This window comes from Actinospica durhamensis (genome assembly GCF_018139695.1).
Lineage (GTDB): Bacteria > Actinomycetota > Actinomycetes > Streptomycetales > Catenulisporaceae > Actinospica > Actinospica durhamensis.
Genome location: NZ_JAGSOG010000672.1, coordinates 1 through 605, shown reverse-complemented (window position 1 = coordinate 605; position 605 = coordinate 1). Strand labels below are relative to the sequence as shown.

Here is a 605-nt window from a genome sequence, read left to right as displayed (position 1 = left end):
CGTCCCCGCCCACCCCGGCGAACCGGTCGAACTCGTGCTGCCCCGGCACCCGACCCGCACCCAGTGGGGAAGCGTCGCCACCAACCAGTCCACGTACTACCAGACGTTCCAGCAGCGCTACACCGACAACGTCATGACCGCACTGGCCACCGCCGCCGAGGCCGCAGCCCGGTCCGGCATCCCGCTCGACGAACTGCTCGCTCAGGTACTCGCCGCATCCCCCGAGTCCGGCGCATCCCCCGACGAAGAAGCCTCGCCCGACGCCGTCCCCAGCGCGTAGACGCACAGTTCCTCGAAGCTGACGTTGTTCTCCTTCGCGATCTGCAGCAGCTTCATGAACGAGTCCATGACCTCTTCCGGCACCACGCCGCCGCGCTCGCGCAGCAGCCACGCCGCCTGCTGCTCGATCGGATGCGCATCCGCCGGCTCGAGCACCGGCTCACCCACGTAGATCGAGAACGGCGCCTGCACCCCGGCGAACAGACACGGGATGGTGAACTTCTTCACGCGACCCCACCCACCCCGCCGCCGTCACCGGCGCTCACAGCGCTCTCGCTTTGATCGTCCTCATCCTCGTCATCGTCTCCGTGGCCCTGTCTCTTGTA

General features: G+C 67.9%; 2 protein-coding genes. One reads left to right on the top strand and one right to left on the bottom strand.

Annotation, left to right across the window (positions count from 1 at the left end; translation table 11 throughout):
• The coding region (locus KDL01_RS41665) for a hypothetical protein (RefSeq protein ID WP_212534234.1) at positions 1 to 280 on the top strand (280 nt) is incomplete at its 5' end.
• On the opposite strand, the gene KDL01_RS41660 is transcribed toward KDL01_RS41665, so the two are convergent.
• A complete protein-coding gene (locus KDL01_RS41660) occupies positions 202 to 507 on the bottom strand; it encodes a DUF2610 domain-containing protein (protein ID WP_307846817.1) in 306 nt (101 codons plus the stop codon). The genes KDL01_RS41665 and KDL01_RS41660 overlap by 79 nt on opposite strands.
• Positions 508 to 605 lie beyond the last annotated feature (98 nt).